The following is a 19071-nucleotide window of genomic DNA, read 5'->3' on the forward strand; positions in this document are numbered from 1 at the left end:
GGCTGCGCCTCAGTCCTGTGGCAAAGTCGAGGGCGTTGCGGACCTTGGCGGCTTACTTTTGTATCCCGCCTAGCGCGACGGCTCTGAAGGTCCGACGGCGTGACAACCCAGGCGCTGATCATGCGAGTTGCTGCGCGTCGCCGCGCTGTCGAGCGATGGTCCACAGAACGAACCCAAATTTTCTTTTACATTTCAACGCTCTGCGCAAGCAAGCGCCATCGATGACCGTCACACCTCTGCCGGCGCCGCCTTGCTGCATATGAGGTCGCGGTGTAGATGTCGCACATGAGCGATGATGCCCATACCCTTCGAAGCGGCCGGCTCAGCGCGACCGTCAAGGCGCATGGCGCCGAACTGTGCTCGCTCATGGACGCCGGCGGCATCGAATTCGTCTGGCAGGCGGGGCCGCAATGGCCGCGCCATGCGCCGCTGCTGTTTCCGATCGTCGGGCGCCTCGCCAACGATGAATTGCGGCACCGGGGCAAGACCTATCGCATGACCCAGCACGGCTTTGCGCGCGACAGCCGTTTCGTGTGGACAGAACGCGGCGAGGGCCGCTGCACGCTGGTGCTCGAAGACAGCGAGGCGACGCGCGCGCTCTATCCGTTCGCATTCCGGCTCACCGCTGCCTATGCGATCGACGATTCCGGCCTTGATCTGACGTTCACGATCGCCAACACCGGCAAGGAGACATTGCCGGCTTCGCTCGGCGGCCATCCCGCCTTCAACTGGCCGCTCCAAGCCGGGCACGCGAAGGAGAGCTATGCGCTGACCTTTGCGAACGCGGAATCGGCTCCCGTCCGCCGTCTCGACGGCGGCTTGCTGCGCGCAGCAACCGAGCCGAGCCCGGTCAAGAATAGAGCGCTGCCCCTGTCCGAATCCCTGTTCGTGGATGACGCCATCATCTTCGACCGCATTGAGAGCAATTCGGTCCACTATGCCGCGGGGCAGGGCGCAGCAACCGGGCCCTGGCTGAAAATGTCCTGGCGCGGCTTTCGCGAACTCGGCATCTGGTCGAAACCGTCGGGCGCGCCGTTCCTCTGCATCGAGCCCTGGCGCGGCCATGCCAGCCCCACCGGCTTCGACGGCGAGTTCACCGAGAAGCCCGGCCTGATGCATATCGCGCCGGGTGCGCAAGAGTGCTTGTCGTTCCGGATCGAGGTCGGATCGTCCTGAGAACGCCTCAGAGCTCGATGCGCGTGAGGTCCTCACCGAGTACGACAGGACCCGAGTAATCCCGCCGGACATCGTCGAGCAGCGCGTTCAGCATGGTATCGTCGGTGCGCGGCCGGTGATGGGTCAGCGCGAGCTTCTTGACGCCGGCCTTGGCCGCGACCTTTCCGACCGTATCGCCGCAGGCAATCGTGAATTTCGCAAGCCTCGTGCTACGGGCCGGTTTCACCAGAACGACACTCGAATGTGAGGCGCAGCCGGCGGAAGGAACGCCCCCTCCCTCGCGCGTGTTGTGCCCTTGGCGGGGTGCCGGTCGGTGCTATTGTATCCCGCGATCGCGTGCGACAGGACGAGGTATTTCAGTGGCTAATGTTGATCCCGCGGCGGGCAAGCAGGCCTCGCCGGACGCGCTCACCAACATTCCGCGGCTGGTGACCGCCTATTTCGCCGGCAAGCCCGACGCGGCCGACCCCGCGCAACGGGTCGCGTTCGGCACCTCGGGTCATCGCGGCACCTCGTTCAAGAACACCTTCAACGAGGGCCACATCGTCGCGACCACGCAGGCGATTTGTGATTACCGGCGAGAAAAGGGGCTGACGGGCCCGCTCTTCATCGGCATCGATACCCATGCGCTGGCAGAGCCCGCCCTCACGAGCGCCGTCGAGGTGTTCGCGGCCAACGATGTCGATGTCATGATCGACAAGGATGGCGGCTACACGCCGACGCCGGTGATCTCGCACGCGATCCTGACCTACAACAAGGGGCGTACGGGCGGCCTCGCCGATGGCGTCGTGATCACGCCCTCGCACAATCCCCCGGAAGACGGCGGCTACAAATACAACCCGCCGCATGGCGGCCCCGCCGACACCGACGTCACCGGCGTGGTCGAGAAGCGCGCCAATGCTTATCTCGCCGAGGCCCTCAGGAGCGTGAAGCGCGTCGACTACGCCAAGGCGCGCAAGTCTTCGAAAGTCCACGCCTACGACTTCATCACACCTTATGTTGCCGATCTCGGCAATGTCGTCGATCTCGACCTGGTCAAGTCCGCCGGCGTCACGATCGGCATCGATCCGCTCGGCGGTGCCGCCGTGCATTACTGGCATCCGATCATCGAGCGCTACGGCCTCAAGGCCACCGTCGTGAACGAGGCGATCGATCCGACCTTCCGCTTCATGACGGTGGACTGGGACGGCAAGATTCGTATGGACTGCTCCTCGCCTTATGCGATGGCGAGCCTGATCGGGATGCGCGACCGCTTCGACGTCGCCTTTGCCAACGACACCGACGCCGATCGCCACGGCATCGTGACGCGCACCGGCGGCCTGATGAATCCAAACCATTATCTTGCGACCGCGATCTCCTATCTGTTCACGCACCGTCCGGACTGGGGCAAGGATGCCGCGATCGGCAAGACCGTGGTGTCGAGCTCGATTATCGATCGCGTTGCGAAAAAGCTCGGCCGCAAGCTGATCGAGACGCCGGTCGGCTTCAAATGGTTCGTCGACGGCCTCCTCACCGGCGGCTTCGGCTTCGGCGGCGAGGAGAGCGCGGGGGCCTCGTTCCTGCGCCGGGACGGCACGGTCTGGACCACCGACAAGGACGGCGTCATTCTTGGTCTGCTTGCTGCCGAGATCATGGCCAGGACCGGCCGTGACCCCAGCCAGCTCTTTGGCGACCTCACCGCCGAGTTCGGCGTGCCCCATTACGCGCGTACCGACGTCGCGGCCACGGGGCCGCAGAAGACCATCCTGAAATCGGTCACCCCCGAGCAACTTGGCCTGAAAGATCTCGCCGGCGACCCCGTCCGGGCCACCCTGAGCAAGGCGCCCGGCAACAGCCAGCCGTTCGGTGGCATCAAGGTCGAGACCGATTTCGGCTGGTTCGCAGCAAGGCCGTCGGGGACGGAGGACGTCTACAAGATCTACGCCGAGAGCTTCCGCAGCACCGAGCACCTGACGCGGATTCAGGAGGAGGCTAGGGCCGGCCTGGCGAGGGTGTTCGAGACGTAGCCGCCGGGCGCAAGCCTCTCTTACGTCCCTTGGAGGGCCCTCCAGGGGAAGTAAGAGGATCGCGCCCAGACATTCCTGCAAACCCAAAAAAAACATGCACGATGTATACAATCGTCGAGATATAGGTATGGTAGTAGTGCCTTAATTCGCCTTGAATCCATCTAAGCTCCTGCTAGTGTATACATAACGTATTCATGAGCCGTGGGAGTGAGACCGATGACAAAGCCGTTCCCGATGAACGCCTGGTACGCTGCGGCATGGGATGCCGAGGTGAAGCCGGCGCTGTTGCCGCGGACGATCTGCGGCAAGCATGTCGTGATGTACCGCAAGGCCGACGGCTCGGTGGCCGCGCTGGAGGATGCCTGCTGGCATCGCCTGGTGCCGCTGTCCAAGGGACGGCTCGAAGGCGACACCGTCATCTGCGGCTATCACGGCCTGAAGTACAACGCGCAAGGGCGCTGCACCTTCATGCCCTCGCAGGAGACCATCAATCCGTCCGCCTGTGTCCGCGCTTATCCCGTGGTCGAGCGTCACCGCTACATCTGGCTCTGGATGGGCGATCCCGCGCTGGCCGATCCCGCGCTGGTTCCGGACATGCACTGGAATCACGATCCGGCCTGGGCCGGCGACGGCAAGACCATCCATGTCAAATGCGACTACCGCCTCGTGCTCGACAATCTCATGGATCTCACCCACGAAACTTTTGTGCACGGCTCCTCCATCGGTAACGATGCGGTGGCTGAGGCGCCGTTCGACGTCACCCATGGCGAGAAGACGGTGACCGTGACGCGCTGGATGCGCGGCATCGAGCCGCCGCCGTTCTGGGCCAAGCAACTCGGCAAGCCCGGTCTCGTCGACCGCTGGCAGATCATCCGCTTCGAAGCCCCGTGCACCATCGCCATCGACGTCGGCGTGGCGCCGACCGGCACCGGCGCGCCGGAAGGCGACCGCTCGCAGGGCGTCAACGGTTTCGTGCTCAACACCATCACGCCGGAGACCGAGAAGACCTGCCATTATTTCTGGGCGTTCGTGCGCAACTATCGCATCAGTGAGCAGCGCATCACCAGCGAAATCCGCGAGGGCGTCTCCGGCATCTTTCACGAGGACGAGCTGATCCTCGAAGCGCAGCAGCGCGCGATGGACGAGAACCCGGATCGTATCTTCTACAACCTCAACATCGATGCGGGCGCGATGTGGACGCGCAAGCTGATCGATCGCATGGTGGCGAAGGAAAACGCGCCGCAGCATCTCCAGGCCGCGGAATAGCCGACATGGCCGAACGTGAGGTCGACCGCTCCGTCTCGCAGACCGTGAAGGCGCAGCTCGCGCTGCGCGACCAGATCCTGTCAGGGTCGTTGCGTCCGGGCGAGCGCATCTCCGAACTCCAGGCGGTGGAGACCACCGGCGCCTCGCGCACGCCGGTGCGCATGGCGCTGGTGCGACTGGAGGAGGAGGGCCTCTTGGAGGCGATCCCGTCCGGCGGCTTCATGGTGAAGGCGTTCTCGGAGCGCGACATCTCCGACTCCATCGAGCTGCGCGGCACGCTGGAAGGCCTCGCCGCACGTTTCGCCGCCGAGCGCGGCGTCTCCGCGCGCGAGCTCGAGCCGCTGAAGGAGTGCCTCGCCGCCATCGACGAATTGCTGCGCCAGGTGCCGATCTCGGTCGATTCCTTCTCGTCCTATGTCACGCTGAACGCGCGCTTTCATGCGCTGCTCACGGAATTGTCGCGCAGCCCGCCGTTGATTCGCCAGATCGACCGCGCCTCCGCGCTGCCGTTCGCCTCGCCCAGCGGCTTCGTGATGGCGCAATCGGCGCTGCCCGAGGCGCAGCAGATCCTCATCATCGGGCAGGAGCATCATCGCGTCGTGATTGACGCGATCGAGAATCGCGAAGGCGCGCGCGCCGAGGCCGTCATGCGTGAGCATGCGCGGCTCGCGGTGCGCAACCTGCGGCTCGCGCTGCGCAACCGGACCCATCTCGACCTCTTGCCGGCGCTCGCGCTGATCAAGACCGCAACCGATTGAGGGCACAGCCATGCGCTTCATCGAAACCTGGATACCGGCAACGCTCGTCTCGACCCGCGATCTCGCACCGAGCATCCGCGAATTCCTGATCCGGCCGGATCAGTTCGATGGCGCCGCCTATCCGGTCGGCAGCCACATCAATGTCAGCGTCACCATCGACGGCCTGCCGGAGACGCGGTCCTATTCGCTGGTCGGCGAAGCCACCTCGGCTGGTTTCAAGATCGCGGTGCGCCGCGCTGATGATTCCCGAGGCGGCTCGCGCTATATGTGGTCATTGCAGCCAGGCGCACGGCTCGACATCACCCAGCCCGCCTCGCTGCTTGCGGTGGACTGGACGCGGGAAAACTATTGCCTGATCGCCGGTGGCATCGGCATCACCCCGATCCTCGGCGCCGCACAGGCGCTGGCGCGGCGCGGGGCTGACGTCACGCTGCATTATGCGGTGCGCTCGCGCGCCGAAGCCGCCTATCTCGATGATCTCGCCGCGCTGCTCGGCGATCGCCTGGTCGTTCATGCCAGCGACGAAGGCCACCGGCTCGATCTCGACGCCCTGTTCGCGTCGGCGCCCAAGGGCGCGCTCGCGCTGTTCTGCGGCCCGATGCGCATGCTCGATGCCGCGCGCCATGCCTGGATCGGCGCCGGCCATCCGCTTCCGGATCTCCGCTACGAGACCTTTGGCTCCAGCGGCACGCTGCCGACCGAGACGTTCCGGGTGCGTCTGAAGGACTCAAATGTCGAGCTCGAAATTCCGCGCGAACGCTCGATGCTGGACGTGCTCAACGCCAGCGGCCACGACGTGATGTATGATTGCAAGCGCGGCGAATGCGGCCTGTGCGCCATCGACGTGGTCGCGGTCGACGGCGACATCGACCATCGCGACGTTTTCTTCAGCGACCAGCAGAAGCAAAGCAACCAGAAGATCTGTGCCTGCGTCTCCCGCGCGAGGGGCACGATCACCGTGGATACACTGCTGCGGGCGGACGCGATCTGAAATAGCGTCCAGCGAGATCTGTTTTGGCGGAATGGACGGAGCCACGGACACCACCTCTCCCGCGTGCGGGAGAGGTCGCGCCGAAGCCGCGGGTGAGGGTTCTCTCCTCTGGGGAAGTCCCTCTGTGGAGACACCCTCCCCAATCCTCCCCCGCAAGCGGGAGGGAGCGCACCTCTTTCGTAGCGGCACCGATCTTAACCCGATCGAGTCCTACGCCGCAAAGGTCGCCCGATGTTTCTTGCTGTCCAGCAGCGCCAGCACGGCATCGGCCGCCACCGGCCGGCTGATCAGATAGCCCTGCACCTCGTCGCAGCTGATCTGGCGCAGATATTCGAGTTGGTCGGAGGTCTCGACGCCTTCAGCGACGACACCGATGCGCAGGTCCCGCGCGAGCGAGACCACCGACTTGACGATCGCAGCGCAGTCCGGCTGCACCAGCACGTCGCGGATGAAGGACTGGTCGATTTTGATACGGCTGAACGGCAGCTTGCGTAAATAGGTGAGCGAGGAGAAGCCCGTCCCGAAATCATCGAGCGCCACGGTGACCCCGAGCTCCAGCAGCGCATTCAGGACCGATGCGGCCGAGCCGTATTTAGACAGCAGCATCGATTCCGTGATCTCGATCTCGAGCCGCCTGGGAGAGATCTTCGCGTCGGCAAGCGCCTGCACGATGGTCTGGAGAATGCCGGTGTTGTGAAATTGTGCCGCAGAGAAGTTCACGGCGACCCTAATCTGTTCGGGCCATTGCGCCACCGTCGTGCAGGCGCGGCGGATGACCCATTCGCCGATCTCGTGGATGAGCCCGGTCTCCTCCGCGATCGGTATGAATTCGCTCGGCGGCACCAGTCCGCGTATTGGATGCTGCCAGCGCAGCAGCGCCTCGAAGCCTGTGATGCGGTTGTCGCCCAGACCGAGGAACGGCTGGAACACCAGGAACAGCTCGTCCCTCGCGATCGCGCCCGCGAGGTCCGATTGCAGCGCCTTGCGGTCGCGGGACGCTTTGTCGTCGCTGGTCTCGAAGAAGCAGACCGTGCCGGCTCCCGCCTTCTTGGCGCGATAGAGCGCGGCGTCGGCATTCTTCATGAGGTCGAACGGCGTGTTGCCGTCGCGCGGCGCAAGCACGATGCCGACGCTGGTCGCGCCGACGATCTGGCGGCCCTCGATCTGGAACGATTCGGCGAAGGCCGCGACGAAGCGCTCGGCGATCTCGAGCGCATCTTCTGGCCGCGCCACATTGTTCATGACCAGCGCGAATTCGTCGCCGCCGATGCGCGCGACATGCTCGGCCGCGCGCGTGCAGCGCCGCAGGCGGCTTGCAACCTGGACCAGGAATTCGTCGCCGGCGGGATGACCAAACTGGTCGTTGACCTCCTTGAAGCGGTCGAGGTCGAGCAGCAGCACCGCGAATTCCTCGCCTGATAACGCCAGCCGTTTGAGCGCGGCATCGAGCGTTTCGTTGAACGCGACGCGGTTGGGCAAATGGGTGAGGGGATCCCGCCGCACCGTGCGCTCCGCTTCGAGTTGCTGCATCACGCGATGCGCGAACGAGAACGAATTGACGAACACGCCGCGGAGCAGCACGCTTCCGTAGACCACGACCAGGAATGCGATCAGCAGGAAGGCAAGATCGCCGTTCCGGCACAGGCAGATGGCGATGCCGAGGAAGATGGGCGCCGTGAAGGCGATGGCCGCGATCGGGATCGTCGCGAAGGCCAGCGCGCCGCCCGCCAGCATGCCCGAGCACAGGCAGGTGATGACGAGCTGGCCGCCGGTCGAAGCGTCGGAGAAGAACGCGACTGGGACGATGCCCCAGGCCGCGCCAAGGATGAAGGCGTTGCGCACCAGCCGGTGCATGGCACGGCGCGAGACGAATTGCGGCTTGGTGATGCGGCGCGTGGCGTGGGATTGCAGGCCGAATGCGATCGCGGCGGCGGCCACGGCGACCGCCCAGATCAGGGCCGGCATCCGGTCCGGCGACTGCCACAGCGCGACGGCCAGCACGATGGCGTTGCAGGCATTGGCCAGCATGATGCCGACGGAATAGCCCAGCACCAGCGACATCTGTTCGGCCCTAATATGACCGGCGACGGCCTCGTCGGCTGCAGGACCGCCTAACGCCGACAGATCGCCGGCGAACAGCCGTGCGAAATAGCTGGTCGTTTGAGTCCGCATTCGAGAGCCTGGCAGCGTCCGCCGTTGGTCCGGCTGGAAGCTGAGAATTCGCTACAAACCTTTGACGAACTATGAATTGTCCTCGGCCGCGACCGCCGCCGTGACCACTTCTGCGTGTTCAAACGAGGGTATCGATAACAAATCGATACAAATGCGCGATGGCAGGGGATGTTCGCCCGTAACTCCGCTGTTGTGCCCCGGCTTGCCGCCTTTGCTAAAGCTCCGACGGGCCGAGATACCATTGTGGCCCCGGCGTAGCCTTGGCGGAGACGGGACCGGGGCATCAATACGCCGCGGCCTATCAATTGACTATTGGCGTCTCGGCGTACCGGATCGTCCAGTCAAGCCGGGCGATGACACCGCTGTCCGGAATCATCGCCCCAACTGCTTCGGATCGTAATAGAACCTCTCCTCGATCACCTGATCGCCCCGCCAGGTCTGCCACGCGACCTCGTCGAGCGTCCGGGTGATCCCTTCGGCGTTGGTGAAGCTGAAGCACCAGCGGGTCGCGACATGGTCGCCCTCGATCAGGCTCGGCCCAATGCGCACGGCCTTGACCTCCTTCGAAGCGGCCAGCACGCCGCGCTCCTTGGCGATGAGCTTATCGCGCCCAACCGTCGGAGCAGCGCTGTTCTCGTAGGTGACGGCATCAGGCGCGCAGAACTGTTCAATGGCGCCGATGAAGTCTCCTGCTTCCAGCCGCTGCGCAAACGCTTCGACAATGTCACGACTCGGCAATGGCACACCTCACGAGTAAAACCGACTGATAGTCGGTAAATACCGACCGGTGGTCGAAAAGTCAACTGGCCGCCTGTGCCGAACTCGACTAAAGCGAGAGTGAGTTGAACCGGTGCGAGCCGAGAACTCACCTCTCCCGAAGTTCCGAAGGGAGAGGTATTCTGAACCCAGACGAGACACATGGCAAAGCAGGCGGAGCGGCGGGCGGCGACCATTGAAGCGATCCTGACGGCGGCGCGCCGTCTGTTCGGGACACAAGGCTTCGCCGCCACCACCATGGACGAGATCGCGGAGGCCGCCCGCGTCGCCAAGGGCGCGGTTTATCATCACTTCAAGACCAAGGAGGCGGTGTTCGAAGCCGTGTTCGACCAGGTCTCGCGCGACCTCGTTGTCGAGATCGACAGCGCCGCGCGCGCCGAGAAGGACGTGCTCGCCGCTATGGTTGCCGGTACCCAGCATTACTTTGCGGCGACGGCAAAGGGCCCCACCGGCCAGATCATCCTGCGCGACGGGCCAGCCGTGCTCGGCTGGGAACGTTGGCGCGAGATCGACGCCAAGCATTTCGGTGGCAAGCTGCCGCGCACCCTTGCGGCCGCGATGGAGGCCGGCCTGATCGCGCGACAGCCGGTCGAGCCGCTGGCGCGGCTGCTGCTCGGCGCAGTCACGGAGGCCGCGGTCGCCTGTGCCGGGCGCGCTGATATCGCAAGGGCGGGGGCGGAATATGCCCGTGCGTTCAGGTCGCTGGTCGAGGCGCTGCGCCTGCATGCATGATTGTGCTAAGTGACGAAGCTGGAAACGCCAACACCAACAAAAAGAACAGTAGCGCATGAACGCAAATTCCTCCCACGCGCCGTCCGATCCCGAATTCGACTACATCATCGTCGGTGCCGGCTCGGCCGGCTGCGTGCTCGCCAACCGGCTCTCGGCGAATGGCAAGCACAGCGTGCTGCTGCTCGAAGCTGGCCCGAAGGATTCCAACATCTGGATCCACGTGCCGCTCGGCTACGGCAAGCTGTTCAAGGAAAAGACCGTCAACTGGATGTACCAGACCGAGCCGGAGCCCGAGCTGAAGGGGCGCCAGGTCTTCCAGCCGCGCGGCAAGACGCTGGGCGGCTCCAGCTCGATCAACGGCCTGCTCTATGTCCGCGGTCAGCACGAGGACTACGACCGCTGGCGCCAGCTCGGCAACACCGGCTGGGGTTATGACGACGTGCTGCCCTACTTCAAGAAGGCCGAGAACCAGACGCGCGGTGCCGACCAATATCACGGCAGCGGCGGCCCGCTGCCGGTGTCCGACATGATCGTGACCGATCCGCTGTCGAAGGCGTTCATCGACGCCGCGGTCGAGACCGGTCTGCCCTACAATCCGGATTTCAATGGCGCCACGCAGGAAGGCGTCGGCCTATTCCAGACCACGACGCGCAATGGCCGCCGCGCTTCGACGGCGGTGGCCTATCTCGGCCCCGCCAAGTCGCGCAGCAATCTCAAGATCGAGACCTCCGCACACGCTCGGCGCGTCCTGTTCGAAGGGCGGCGGGCGGTCGGAGTCGAATACCGGCAAGGCGCGGCCTTGCGCCGCGCGCGGGCCCGCAAGGAAATCGTGCTGTCGAGCGGGGCCTACAACTCGCCGCAACTGCTTCAGCTCTCCGGCGTCGGCCCGGCCGATCTCCTCCGCACGCATGGTATCGACGTCGTGCTGGAGGCGCCGGGTGTCGGCCACGATCTTCAGGACCACATGCAGGTCCGCATCGTGATGCGTTGCTCGCAGAAGATCACGCTCAACGACACCATCAATCATCCGCTGCGCCGCACGATGGCGGGCGCACGTTACGCGCTGTTCCGCAAGGGCTGGCTGACGATCGCGGCGGGCACAGCGGGCGCGTTCTTCAAGACCAGCCCGCGGCTCGCTTCGCCCGACATCCAGGTGCACTTCCTGCCGTTCTCGACCGACAAGATGGGCGAGAAGCTGCACGATTTCTCCGGCTTCACCGCCTCCGTATGCCAGCTCCGGCCCGAAAGCCGCGGGACCCTGCGCATCAAAAGTGCCGACCCGACCGTGCCGCCGGAGATCCGCATCAACTACATGTCGACCGAGACCGATCGCACCACCAACGTCGAAGCCCTGAAGATCCTGCGCAAGATCCTGAGCGCAGCGGCGCTGAAGCCGTTCGTCGCTGGCGAGGTCGATCCCGGCACGAAAATATCCACGGATGCCGAGCTGCTCGATTTCTGCCGCGAGCGCGGCAGCACCATCTACCATCCGACCTCGACCTGTCGTATGGGCAACGACGCGCTCGCGGTGGTCGACCAACGGCTGAAGGTGAGGGGGCTTGATGCCCTCCGCGTCGTCGACGGCTCGGTCATGCCGGACCTGGTGTCGGGGAACACCAACGCGCCCATCATCATGATCGCCGAAAAGGCCTCCGACATGATATTGGAGGATGCGCGCTAACCCGCGCGCTTCGAGAGGACAAAGACTTGGCTACGCGATTCAAGATCGGCACCCGCAAGAGCGCGATGGCGCTGGCACAGACGGAAGAGATTGTGCGCTGCCTGACCGCCGCCGTGCCCGATCTCGACGTCGAGATCGTCAAATTCGACACGACGGGCGATCTCGACCAGACCAGCAAGCTCCTGCCCCACGGCGGCAAGGGCGGCGCCTTCGTGGCGCAGATCCGCGCCGCCGTGCTCTCGGGCGAATTGCAGGCGGCGATGCACTCGCTGAAGGACATGCCGGGCAACGAGGACACGCCCGGCCTCGTGATCGGCGCCACGCTCTCGCGCGATCCGCCCAGTGACGCGCTGGTGCTGCGTTATGGCGCGACGCTGGAGACGTTTCGGCAAACGCGCGGCCGAGGCTTCAAGATCGGGACCAATGCCGTACGGCGCGCAGCCTATGCGCGTCGGCTCTTTCCGGAGGCAGAGATCATTCATTTTCGCGGTGCGGCCGACACGCGTGTGCGCAAGCTCGACAACAAGACGAAGCAGCGTCTGCCCGATGGTGGCGAGGTGGGTCCCGCGGATGCGCTGATCATGGCGCGCTCCGGCCTTGATCGCGTCGGCCTTTCCCATCGCATCGCCTACGAATTCACGCCGGCGGAGATGCTGCCCGCCGCAGGCCAGGGCATCGTCGCCGTTGAATGCGCGGCGCAGGATTGGCAGACGCGGCAAATCCTTGCATCGATCGACGATCCCGCCGCGCACGCCTGCGCCAACGCGGAGCGCGAAGTGCTATGGGTGCTCAACGGCCACTGCAATTCGCCGGTGGCGAGCTTTTCGACCATCGCCGGCGATCGGATGTCGCTGACGGCCTCCGTGCTCGACCTCTCCGGCAACACCATCATCGAGGCCTCGCGTTCAGGCCCCGCCAACCGCCCGCGCGAACTCGGTCGTGCGGTGGGTCTGGATCTGCTGGCCAAGGGTGCCGCCGAGATCATCGAGCGCAGCCGGCCGCACTAGCCTGCCTGTGAGATCATAATCGGCGATGATGTCATCGTGCACCTGTTTTGCCCGACGTGTCAAACGCGCCGGGTGAGTCATGCCGGCTTAGATTTTTCAATGACTTGTCTACTGTGCATGGGGTTGTTTTCGCGCTTTTTGTTTTGCCGCGCCCCACCTGCGAAATAAATCAGCCCCGCACGCGCTTCAGCATCTGCTCGACATGGGCGATCGGCGTTTCCGGCTGGATGCCGTGCCCGAGATTGAAGATCAGCCGCCCTTGCGCAAAATTCGCCAGTACGTCGTCGACGGCGCGGTCGAGCGCGGTACCCCCAGTGATCAGCACCAGCGGGTCGAGATTGCCCTGCACGGCGACCTTGCTCTGCACGCGCTCGCGGATGAAGCCCGGCTCCGCGGTCCAGTCAATGCTGACCGCGTTGACGCCGGTTGCCTCGACATAGGCCGGCAGCTGCGCGCCGGCACCGCGCGGGAAGCCGATGATCTTCGCATCCGGTACCTTCGCGCGCACGCCTTCGACGATGCGCAGCGTCGGTTCGATCGACCAGCGCGCGAACTCTGCCGGGGGCAGCACGCCCGCCCAGGTGTCGAAGATCTGCAAGGCGTCGGCGCCGGCGGCGAGCTGCGCCAGCAGATATTCGACCGAGTTGTCGACCAGCACGTCGATGATCTCTGCAAACGCCCCCGGATGCCGGTAGGCCATCATGCGCGCCGGTGCCTGGTCGGGCGTGCCCTGGCCGGCGACCATGTAGGTCGCTACCGTCCACGGTGCGCCGCAGAAGCCGATCAGCGCGGCCTCGGGAGCGAGCGCGCCGCGCACGATCCGCAGCGCCTCAAACACGGGTGCGAGCTTGGAGAAGTCGGCGCGCGCGGCCAGCGTCGCAACCTTCGCCGGGTCATCCAGCGGTTCGAGCCGCGGGCCTTCGCCGACCTCGAAACGCACGGAGCGGCCGAGCGCATAGGGGATCACGAGGATGTCCGAGAAGATGATCGCGGCATCGAAGCCGAATCGCCGGATCGGTTGCAGCGTCACCTCCGCGGCAAGCTCCGGATTGAAGCAGAGATCGAGGAAGCCGCCCGCCTTGGCGCGCACCTCGCGATATTCCGGCAAGTAGCGGCCAGCCTGCCGCATCATCCACATGGGCGGGATGGCTTGGCGCTGGCCGGAGAGCACGTCGATGAAGGGCTTTGACGCAGACTGGGGCACGAATGGTCCTGACGAGAGTTATGGCTCCTGATACACCGCCGCGGCCCCCAGCGGAACAGGGGAACCAGCGCAATCGGGCCGCGTTGACCAGCCAATGGAGGAGATCATGGCTGAGAGATTCAACCCTGCGCCGCATGACAAGCATGCCGATGATCTGCGCGAGGCGCTCGCCGCCGATCGCAATGCCAAGCTCGACGGCGGTCTGAAGGATACGTTCCCGGCCTCCGATCCCGTCAGCGCCGCGCAACCGACACCCTCGAAGGCGGATGCGGATGCCGAGCACCCCACGCTCTGGGAGAAAGTTAAGGCCATCTTCAGCTAGCGGGCGGGGGAGCCGTTCCCGATAGGCGCGGTAATGTTCTGTTAGCGATGCGCTGATGCTTGCGTCCGTACGACTACGGGAAACCGGGCATATCGCCGCGCATTGCCGCAGTAATTTCAGAGTTCAATAACAGAAACGGCAGAGTTTCCGAAAAGATCGGAGAATTCTCTGCCGCATGAGTGCTGCCACCCAAAGAGCCGGATGGAGCCGTCTGCCGCTGCGCGCGGCGGCGTTCGTCGTGCTGACCTGCGTGACCATTCTCGGGGTCAGCGGTTGGCGCGAATGGACCGCGCGCGATGCGGTGCTCAAGGGTGCCGAGACCGAAATGGCGAACGTGGCCCGTTCGCTGACACAGCATGCAGAGGACAGCCTCGATCTGCTGGATTCCGGCGTCGTCGGCGTCGTCAGCCGGCTGGAGATGGACGGCGCCGGCCCAGCCACGATCGCGAAGCTGCGAACCCTGCTGGAAGCGCGCAAGAGGGCCGTCGAGCGCATTCACAGCCTCGCCATTATCGGTGATCAGGGCAATTGGCTGACCTTGCCCGGCACGATCGGCTCGACCTTCAGCGACGACGCGTTCTTCCGTCATCATCAGCTCTCTGCGAAACGAGAGGCCCACGTCGGCCATCCCGTGAAGAGCCTGCTGGACGGCGAATGGGTCGTCACTCTGTCGCGTCGCTTCAACAAGCCGGACGACAGCTTCGGCGGCGTGGTGCTCGCGACCATCAGCTCGAAGTATCTTTCACATTTCTACGAGCAGTTCGAGATCGGCCGCAACAGTTCGGTAGCGCTGACGCATGGCGACGGCCTGATTGTTGCGCGCAACCCGAGTAACGACAAATTCGTGGGCCGCAACGTCGGCGACACACCGCTGTTCCGCGACGCCAGCCTGCAGCGGCCGGGCGGCGCCTATCACTTCAAGTCGCCGCTGGACGGCGCCCAGCGCGTCAGCTTCTTCAAGCGCAGCAGCCGTTACCCGCTGGTCCTGCTCGCCACCGTCGACAAGGACGAACTGCTGGCGCCCTGGCGCGCGGCCGCAATCTCCCGCATGCTCTACGTGGTCGCACTGGTGATGCTGATCGCGATCATCGGTGCCGTGCTGGTGCGGCTGCTGCAACGGGGCCAGCGCATGGCCGCGGCCCTGATCGAGAAGGAGGCTCACTTCCGCCTGCTCGCGGAAGGCTCTAGCGACATGGTGACCCGCATCGGGCTCGACGAGCGGCTGCGCTATGTCTCGCCCTCGTCGGTGCGCCTCGTCGGCTGGCGCGCCAATCAACTGATCGGCACGCCCGCGCTCGCGGGCGTCAATCCGGAGGATCGGCCGCAGGTTCAGGCGATCGTCGACGCCATGAAGCGTGGCGAGAAGGAGGAGGCACGCCTCGTCTATCGCAACTCGCACCGGGAGAACGGCGAAGTCTGGCTCGAATCGGCCATGCGGGTGACCCGCAAGGCCAACGGCAACATCGACGGCGTGGTGGCGATCTCGCGCGACATCACCGAACACAAGAAGCTGGAGACCAGGCTCGAGACGCTCGCGATCGAGGACAGCCTCACCGGCCTTGCCAACCGCCGCCGCTTCGACGAACGCCTGAAGGACGAGTGGGCGCGCGCCTATCGCGACCGCTCCAGTCTCGCCTTTCTGATGGTCGACGTCGACCACTTCAAGGCCTACAACGACGAATACGGCCATCCCGCCGGCGACGCCTGCCTCCGCCGGGTGGCGCAGGTCATCGCGGCCGAGATGCAGCGTCCCGGCGATCTGGCGGCGCGCTATGGCGGCGAGGAGTTCGCCATCCTGCTGCCGAACACCGATGCCGAGGGCTGCGCCCGGATCGGCGACCGGATTCGACGGGCGATCCGCGAGGCGGGCCTCGTCCACACCAGCAACCGTGCCACCGGTGGCGTTACCGCTTCGCTCGGAGGCGCAGCCTGCCGGCCGGTGCTGGAGCGCACGGCGGGCGTGGCCTCGCTCGTCGAGGCGGCCGATCAGGCGCTCTACGGCGCGAAAGAAGCCGGGCGCAACCGGTTGATGATGTCGGGCGAGGTGGCCAGCCTAATGCTCAAGGCGTCCGGTCAGTAGCTCATCGTTTCAATAATGCGGCGGGCGCTCGTTGGCAGGCCCCGGCGCATTCGCCTCGGCATCCTGGAGCCGTTCACTGAGCTGCGCGATCTGCCGCGTCAGCGCATCGATCTGCTTCCACTGTGCGGTGATCGTCTGGTTCAGCGTTTCGATAGTATCGTCCTGATAGCTGAGGCGCATCTCCAATGTGTCGATGCGCTCGCTCAGCGTCTTGATCTCATTCGTCACGGCCATGCCCCTTGTCGAGTTCGCGCAAAGCGTGGCCGAGCGCGACGCGCTCGTCGAACACGAAGCACTCGCCGCGCCAGCGGCTCTGCGTCTCCGGCACCTCTTCCAGATATCTCAGGATGCCGCCCTTGAGGTGATAGACCTCGGCAAAGCCGCGCGCGAGCAGATGCGCGCTGGCCTTCTCGCAGCGAATGCCGCCGGTGCAGAACATCGCGATTCTGCGGTGCTTGGCCGGATCGAGCTGATCGGCAGCAAAGTCCTTGAACTGGCCAAAGCTCTTGATGCCGGGATCGACCGCGCCCTCGAACGTGCCCATCGCCACCTCGAAGGCGTTGCGGGTGTCGAGCAGCAGCGTGTCGGGTGCCGCGATCAACGCATTCCATTCGGCGGCGTCGACATAAGTGCCGACCTTCTTGATCGGATCGGCGGCCGCATCGCCGAGCGTGACGATCTCCTTTTTCAGCCGCACCTTGAGCCGGCGGAACGGCATCGCCGCCGCGGTCGAGAATTTGAGCTCGAGATTGTCCAGCCTGCCGCCGAACATGTCGCCGTGCGCGAGCTCGTGAGCGAAAGCGTCGATCGCCTCCGGCGGGCCCGCGACGGTGCCGTTGATCCCCTCATGGGCCAGCAGCACGCTGCCCTTCAGGGCCAGGCCAGCACAGAATGCACGCAACGGCTCGCGCAGCTCCCGGTGATCCGGGAGGGCGGCGAATTGGTAGAAGGCGGCGACCTTGTAAGTCATGGCGGCTCGTTTAGCAGGCGACGGCCGCCCGGAAAACCCGCTATGGCTGAAGCCGCGAACCGTGCATATACGCCCAGCGGATGGCAGCCATTTCATTGGTATGCCAGCATTGCTCCGGCGGGCCGGAATATGCCATGTAGGCCGGGTTTTTCCGAGATGGCGCGCCGTCGCGCCGGACGTCCAAGAAAGCAAGAATTCGCATGAGAAACTTCCATTTCCCCGGCAGGTCCACGGTCCACGCCACCAACGCGATGGTGGCGACCTCGCATCCGCTGGCCTCGCTCGCCGCGATCGAGGTGCTGCGTGAGGGCGGCACGGCGGTGGACGCTGCGGTCGCCGGCTCGGCCGTGCTTGGCGTGATCGAGCCACAATCGACCGGCATCGGCGGCGACTGCTTTGCGCTGATCCAGCCGCGGGGCGAGGGCAAGATCATCGCCTATAACGGCTCCGGCCGCGCGCCGAAAGCGGCGAACGCCGACTGGTATCTCGAGCGCAAGATCAATTCCGTGCCGCTGACCTCGGCGCATGCGGTGTCGATTCCGGGCGTGGTCGACGCCTTTGCCACCGTGTTGCGCGATCACGGCAAGTTCGGCTTCGACCGGCTGCTCCAGCCGGCGATCAAGGCGGCTGAAGAAGGCTATGTCGTCGCGCCGCGCATCGCCTTCGACTGGAAGAACCAATTCGAGAAGCTGAAGGGTGGCACCAACACCGTGCGTTACCTGTTGCCGGGCGGAAAGCCGCCGGTGGCCGGCGACCTCATCCGCCAGCCGGAGCTCGGCAAGACGCTGCGCGCGATCGCCAAGGACGGTCGCGACGCCTTCTATAAGGGTCCGATCGCGGAAGACATGGTCGAGACCCTCAGGGGCATCGGCGGCCTGCACACGCTCCACGATTTCGCCGCGCATACGACGGAAGTGACCACGCCGATCGGCACCATGTACAAGGGCTATGACGTCTGGCAGTGCCCGCCGAACGGACCCGGCCTCACCATGCTGTTGATGCTCAACATCCTGTCGCGGTTTGACCTGAAGAAATATGCACCGCTCAGCATCGAACGTTTCCATCTCGAGGCCGAAGCCGCGCGCATCGCCTACATGCATCGCGAGCTGCATGTCGCCGATCCCGACCACATGCAGATCGAAATCGCCAAGATCCTCGCCAAGGAATTCTGCGACGAGCACATCGCCAAGATCCGCATGGACGGCATGCTCGACCTGCCCAACGTCGCACCGCCGATGAATCCCTCGACCATCTACATCACGGTGGTGGACAAGGACCGCAACGTCTGCTCGTTCATCAACTCGATCGCGCATTCCTTCGGCTCGGCGATCGTCTCGAACAAGACCGGCGTCTTGTTCCAGAACCGCGCCGGCGGTTTCCGCATCCAGCCGGGCCATCCCAACTGCATCGCGGGCGGCAAACGGCCGCTGCACACGATCATGCCGAGCCTGCTCACCAAGGGCGGCCGCTCCGTGATGCCGTTCGCGGTGATGGGCGGACAATATCAGCCGGTCGGCCAGACCCATGTGCTGACCAACATCCTCGACTATGGCTGTGACGTGCAGGAGGCGATCGACATGCCGCGCGGCCTGCACTACGAGGGCCAATATCAGCTCGAGGACAGCGTGCCAGCCGCGATCGTCGAAGGCCTGAAGAAGCTCGGCCACAAGACCACCAGCGTGGTTGGTCCGCTCGGCGGCGCCCAGGCGATCTGGATCGATTGGGACAAGGGCACGCTCACCGGCGGTTCCGATCCACGCAAGGACGGTTGCGCGCTGGGCTATTGAGGCGCCCGCGCGGTTCCCCCGCAAGATCAGGAAAAGTTGACGAAGGGCGGCGCGGCATTTGCTGCGTCGCCCTTTCTCGTTCGGAACGGAGCTCATGGCTTCAGGTTAAGGGGCGATGAGCGGTGCAGGCGTGTGCTGCTTG

The 19071-nt window shown here is 65.0% G+C and carries 17 protein-coding genes; 11 read left to right on the forward strand and 6 right to left on the reverse strand.

What is annotated here, in order from left to right:
- The first annotated feature begins 285 nt into the window (after positions 1-285).
- The gene (locus IVA98_RS20830; protein WP_247305607.1) at positions 286-1176 is read left to right on the forward strand and encodes an aldose 1-epimerase family protein; all 891 of its coding nucleotides are present in this window, start codon (positions 286-288) and stop codon (positions 1174-1176) included.
- 7 nt (positions 1177-1183) lie between these two features.
- Here IVA98_RS20830 and IVA98_RS20835 read toward each other — a convergent pair whose 3' ends face one another.
- Positions 1184-1402: a hypothetical protein gene (locus IVA98_RS20835; protein WP_247305610.1), complete on the reverse strand. Its 219-nt coding sequence runs from the start codon at positions 1400-1402 to the stop codon at positions 1184-1186.
- Positions 1403-1535: 133 nt separating this feature from the next.
- Between IVA98_RS20835 and pgm the strand changes: the two genes are divergently transcribed.
- From pgm to IVA98_RS20855, 4 genes are all read left to right on the forward strand, one after another.
- Positions 1536-3182 carry a phosphoglucomutase (alpha-D-glucose-1,6-bisphosphate-dependent) gene (gene pgm, locus IVA98_RS20840; RefSeq protein ID WP_247305613.1) on the forward strand — a complete coding sequence of 549 codons (1647 nt, stop codon included), beginning with the start codon at positions 1536-1538 and terminating at the stop codon, positions 3180-3182.
- A gap of 216 nt (positions 3183-3398) precedes the next feature.
- Positions 3399-4448 carry an aromatic ring-hydroxylating dioxygenase subunit alpha gene (locus IVA98_RS20845; protein ID WP_247355454.1) on the forward strand — a complete coding sequence of 350 codons (1050 nt, stop codon included), beginning with the start codon at positions 3399-3401 and terminating at the stop codon, positions 4446-4448.
- Positions 4449-4453: 5 nt separating this feature from the next.
- A complete protein-coding gene (locus IVA98_RS20850) occupies positions 4454-5206 on the forward strand; it encodes a GntR family transcriptional regulator (protein WP_247305620.1) in 753 nt (250 codons plus the stop codon).
- A 10-nt stretch (positions 5207-5216) separates the two neighbouring features.
- Complete coding sequence (locus IVA98_RS20855; protein ID WP_247305623.1) at positions 5217-6197, forward strand: PDR/VanB family oxidoreductase; 981 nt, start codon at positions 5217-5219, stop codon at positions 6195-6197.
- A gap of 210 nt (positions 6198-6407) precedes the next feature.
- Here the strand turns inward: IVA98_RS20855 and IVA98_RS20860 are convergent, their stop codons facing one another.
- Entirely contained in the window at positions 6408-8369 is a 1962-nt protein-coding gene (locus IVA98_RS20860) for a putative bifunctional diguanylate cyclase/phosphodiesterase (RefSeq protein ID WP_247355455.1), read from the reverse strand.
- Between the two features lie 372 nt (positions 8370-8741).
- A complete protein-coding gene (locus IVA98_RS20865) occupies positions 8742-9107 on the reverse strand; it encodes a nuclear transport factor 2 family protein (RefSeq protein ID WP_247300974.1) in 366 nt (121 codons plus the stop codon).
- A gap of 180 nt (positions 9108-9287) precedes the next feature.
- Between IVA98_RS20865 and IVA98_RS20870 the strand changes: the two genes are divergently transcribed.
- The 3 genes from IVA98_RS20870 to hemC are packed head-to-tail and all read left to right on the forward strand — an operon-like array spanning position 9288 to position 12566.
- A complete protein-coding gene (locus IVA98_RS20870; RefSeq protein ID WP_247333689.1) occupies positions 9288-9878 on the forward strand; it encodes a TetR/AcrR family transcriptional regulator in 591 nt (196 codons plus the stop codon).
- Between the two features lie 55 nt (positions 9879-9933).
- A complete protein-coding gene (locus IVA98_RS20875; RefSeq protein ID WP_247300972.1) occupies positions 9934-11559 on the forward strand; it encodes a GMC family oxidoreductase in 1626 nt (541 codons plus the stop codon).
- Positions 11560-11585: 26 nt separating this feature from the next.
- A complete protein-coding gene (gene hemC, locus IVA98_RS20880) occupies positions 11586-12566 on the forward strand; it encodes a hydroxymethylbilane synthase (RefSeq protein WP_247300971.1) in 981 nt (326 codons plus the stop codon).
- 169 nt (positions 12567-12735) lie between these two features.
- Here hemC and hemE read toward each other — a convergent pair whose 3' ends face one another.
- Positions 12736-13770, reverse strand: coding sequence for a uroporphyrinogen decarboxylase (hemE, locus tag IVA98_RS20885; protein ID WP_247355456.1), 1035 nt, complete (start codon positions 13768-13770; stop codon positions 12736-12738).
- Between the two features lie 106 nt (positions 13771-13876).
- Between hemE and IVA98_RS20890 the strand changes: the two genes are divergently transcribed.
- Both IVA98_RS20890 and IVA98_RS20895 read left to right on the forward strand, forming a co-directional pair.
- Entirely contained in the window at positions 13877-14092 is a 216-nt protein-coding gene (locus IVA98_RS20890) for a hypothetical protein (protein ID WP_247300969.1), read from the forward strand.
- Positions 14093-14267: 175 nt separating this feature from the next.
- Positions 14268-16172: a diguanylate cyclase domain-containing protein gene (locus IVA98_RS20895; protein ID WP_247355457.1), complete on the forward strand. Its 1905-nt coding sequence runs from the start codon at positions 14268-14270 to the stop codon at positions 16170-16172.
- 9 nt (positions 16173-16181) lie between these two features.
- On the opposite strand, the gene IVA98_RS20900 is transcribed toward IVA98_RS20895, so the two are convergent.
- Both IVA98_RS20900 and trhO read right to left on the reverse strand, forming a co-directional pair.
- Positions 16182-16400 carry a SlyX family protein gene (locus tag IVA98_RS20900; RefSeq protein ID WP_247300967.1) on the reverse strand — a complete coding sequence of 73 codons (219 nt, stop codon included), beginning with the start codon at positions 16398-16400 and terminating at the stop codon, positions 16182-16184.
- Positions 16390-17142, reverse strand: coding sequence for an oxygen-dependent tRNA uridine(34) hydroxylase TrhO (gene trhO / locus IVA98_RS20905; RefSeq protein ID WP_247355458.1), 753 nt, complete (start codon positions 17140-17142; stop codon positions 16390-16392). Before trhO ends, IVA98_RS20900 begins: the two co-directional genes overlap by 11 nt.
- A 200-nt stretch (positions 17143-17342) precedes the next feature.
- Here trhO and ggt point away from each other — a divergent pair, with 200 nt between their 5' ends.
- A complete protein-coding gene (gene ggt, locus IVA98_RS20910) occupies positions 17343-18929 on the forward strand; it encodes a gamma-glutamyltransferase (RefSeq protein ID WP_247355459.1) in 1587 nt (528 codons plus the stop codon).
- The last annotated feature ends 142 nt before the right edge of the window (positions 18930-19071 follow it).

This window comes from Bradyrhizobium sp. 160 (assembly GCF_023073735.1).
In the GTDB taxonomy this organism is placed as follows: domain Bacteria; phylum Pseudomonadota; class Alphaproteobacteria; order Rhizobiales; family Xanthobacteraceae; genus Bradyrhizobium.